1 protein-coding gene is annotated in these 2,833 nt (G+C 56.7%); it reads left to right on the top strand.

Annotated elements, in window-relative coordinates:
• Positions 1 to 2,794, top strand: a 2,794-nt coding sequence (locus Xhom_RS23995) for a TipJ family phage tail tip protein (RefSeq protein ID WP_099139796.1), incomplete at its 5' end; no start/stop codon positions are given.
• Between the last annotated feature and the right edge of the window lie 39 nt (positions 2,795 to 2,833).

The following is a 2,833-nucleotide window of genomic DNA, read 5'->3' as shown; positions in this document are numbered from 1 at the left end:
GACCACGACCAAATATGAACGGTCACACCGCGTCGATTTACCCAAAGCCCATTCTGGCTGGCAGGTGCGGGTTCGCCGCCTGACCCCCAAACAGACCAGCAACCGGATTGCCGATGCCATGGTCGTTGAAGCCATCACCGAGGTGATCGACGCCAAATTAAGCTACCCGGAAACGGCCCTGTTATTCGTTCAGTTTGATGCCAAACAGTTTCGCAATATCCCGCAGGTCTCCTGTGAACCTAAGATGCGGATTATCCGGGTGCCGGATAATTATGATCCGGACAGTCGCACCTATTCGGGGGTGTGGTCAGGCGCCTTTAAATGGGCGTGGACAGACAATCCGGCGTGGATACTGTATGACCTGATGATCAATGACCGGTTCAGTATTGGTACCCGGGTGAAAGCCGAGAATCTGGCGCTGGCAAAATGGGACCTGTACCGCATTGCCCGGCACTGTGACCAGCCGGTGCCGGATGGCAAAGGGGGGATGGAGCCGAGGCACACCTGCAATGTCTATATCCAGTCGCAGGAGGACGCCTGGACTGTCCTGCGGGATATTGTCGGCATCTTCAACGGCATGACCTTCTGGGCGAACAATAACATGAATGTGCTGGCGGATATGCCGCGCACGGTGGATTTAAACTTCACCCGTGCCAACGTGCGGGACGGTAAATTTACCTATTCCAGTGCCAGCGAGAAAACCCATTATTCCACCGCCATGGTGAGCTGGTCAGATCCGCAGAACGGTTATCAGGATGCCGTGGAAGCGGTCTTCGACCCTCAGTTAATGCGCCGGTATCAGGTGAAACAGGCGGATATCACCGCAATCGGCTGCACCCGGCAGAGTGAGGCCCAGCGGCGCGGCAAGTGGGTACTGTATACCAACCAGTATGACCGGATGGTCACCTTTACCGTGGGGCTGGAGGGCCGAATTCCGTTGCCCGGTTATATTATCGGGGTGGCGGATGAAACCTTCTCCGGTCGCGTACTGGGTGGGCGTATCAGCGCGGCTGATGGACGTAATATCACGCTGGACAGAGTGTCTTCGGCACAAGTGGGCGAGCGGTTAATCCTGAACCTGCCGTCGGGCAAAGCCGAGGGGCGCACTATTCAGGCGGTGAAGGGAACGGTGATCACGGTCACCACCGGTTATTCAGAAATTCCTGCCCCTGAAAACATCTGGGCGATTGATGCGGCTGACCTCGCTCTCCAGCTATTCCGGGTGACCGGCATCAAAGAGGGGGAAGACGGGGTATCTTTTGAAATCACTGCCGTTGAGCACAACCCGGATAAATACACCCACATTGACACCGGCACGCGCCTTGATGAGCGGCCCATTTCCGTGATCCCGCCGGGTGTGCAGCCGCCACCGAAGAACGTCACACTCAGCAATTACTCGGTCGTCAATCAGGGGATTGCGGTCACGACCTTGCGCGTGACATGGGAGGCGGCAGAAAGTGCGATTGCGTATGAAGCCGAATGGCGACGGGATAACGGCAACTGGATAGCCGCCCCGAGGACTTCCACGCAAGGGGTTGAAGTGCCCAACATCTATGCTGGCCGCTATCAGGCGCGGGTGAGGGCCATTAATGCCGCTGAGATATCCAGCCTCTGGGCCAATGCGCCGGAAACCGACCTGAAAGGGAAAGCCGGTAACCCGCCGGTTCCGCTGGGCTTTACAGCCACGCCGATTATCTTTGGTATCCAGCTGGACTGGGGCTTTGCCCCCAATACTGACGACACGCTGAAAACCGAACTCCAGTACAGCCCGACGAATGACGGGGAAGGGCTGATGTTGCTGGCCGATATTCCCTACCCCCAACGAACGCACACGATGCCGGGGCTGGCCGCGGGGAGGGCCTTCTACTTCCGGGCGCGGCTGGTGGACAAATCCGGCAATCCCTCCCCGTGGACCGCGTTTATCCGGGGCGAGTCTTCAACAGATACCAGTTGGATACTGGCGGCAACCGGCAATACCTTCCTCACCACCGCAGCGGGCAAGCGGATACAAGAGCAACTGGATTATCAGGCCGAAGCTGACCTGATTAACGGGGCGGCGATTCAGCAAACGGCCGTTCAGTTGATGGTCAAAGACGGCGAGAACAAGGCGGAAATTTCGCGTATTGACCGGGTTTTTGTGGATGCTCAAACCTCGTGGGCGCAATCCATTCAGGAAGTGAACGCCAACGTCGGGGAAAATCGCGCTTCTATTCTGGCGAACCAACAAGCCCTGATCAAACTGGATTCCTCTTTTGCCGAGAGCGAGCAGCGTGTACAGGTGCAATTCAGGGATCAATCGGCGGTCATTCGCACTAAGGCCACCGCCGTCTTTGACATCGACGGAAACGGCTATGCCCTCAAGGATATCGGGGCTGGGGTGAATTATCAGGGACAATATTATGGTGCGGGTATGGCCATTGGGGCCGAGGTGAAAAATGGCCGGGTGGAAACCCACTTCGCGGTCAGAGCAAACCAGTTCTCTGTATTGAATCCGGTCAATGGCAAACTGGACTCGGTATTCATGATTAAGGACGGGCAGGTCTTTATCCGGGAAGCCTTTCTCGGCACGGCGGTGATTGACGGGGCAAAAATCAAAGATGCCTCCATCACGATGGCAAAAATTGCGGACGGCATTCGTTCGGATAACTGGCCTCACAGCGGCTGGAACCTGCCGAAGAATGGCGCGTTTGAGATGAAAGGGATTTCAGGCCGGGCACGAATAGCCCTCGACCACACCGGACTGGCGGTCTTTGATGGTAGCGGTACGTTGCGAATTAAAGTGGGAGAAATATAAATGGCTTTAGGTATTCGGGTGCATCCCGGCGACGGGGGC

The sequence above is a fragment of the Xenorhabdus hominickii genome, from assembly GCF_002632725.1.
GTDB lineage: Bacteria > Pseudomonadota > Gammaproteobacteria > Enterobacterales > Enterobacteriaceae > Xenorhabdus > Xenorhabdus hominickii.
The sequence above is the reverse complement of the archived record's forward strand: the minus strand, read 5'-3'. Positions and strand labels throughout refer to the sequence as shown.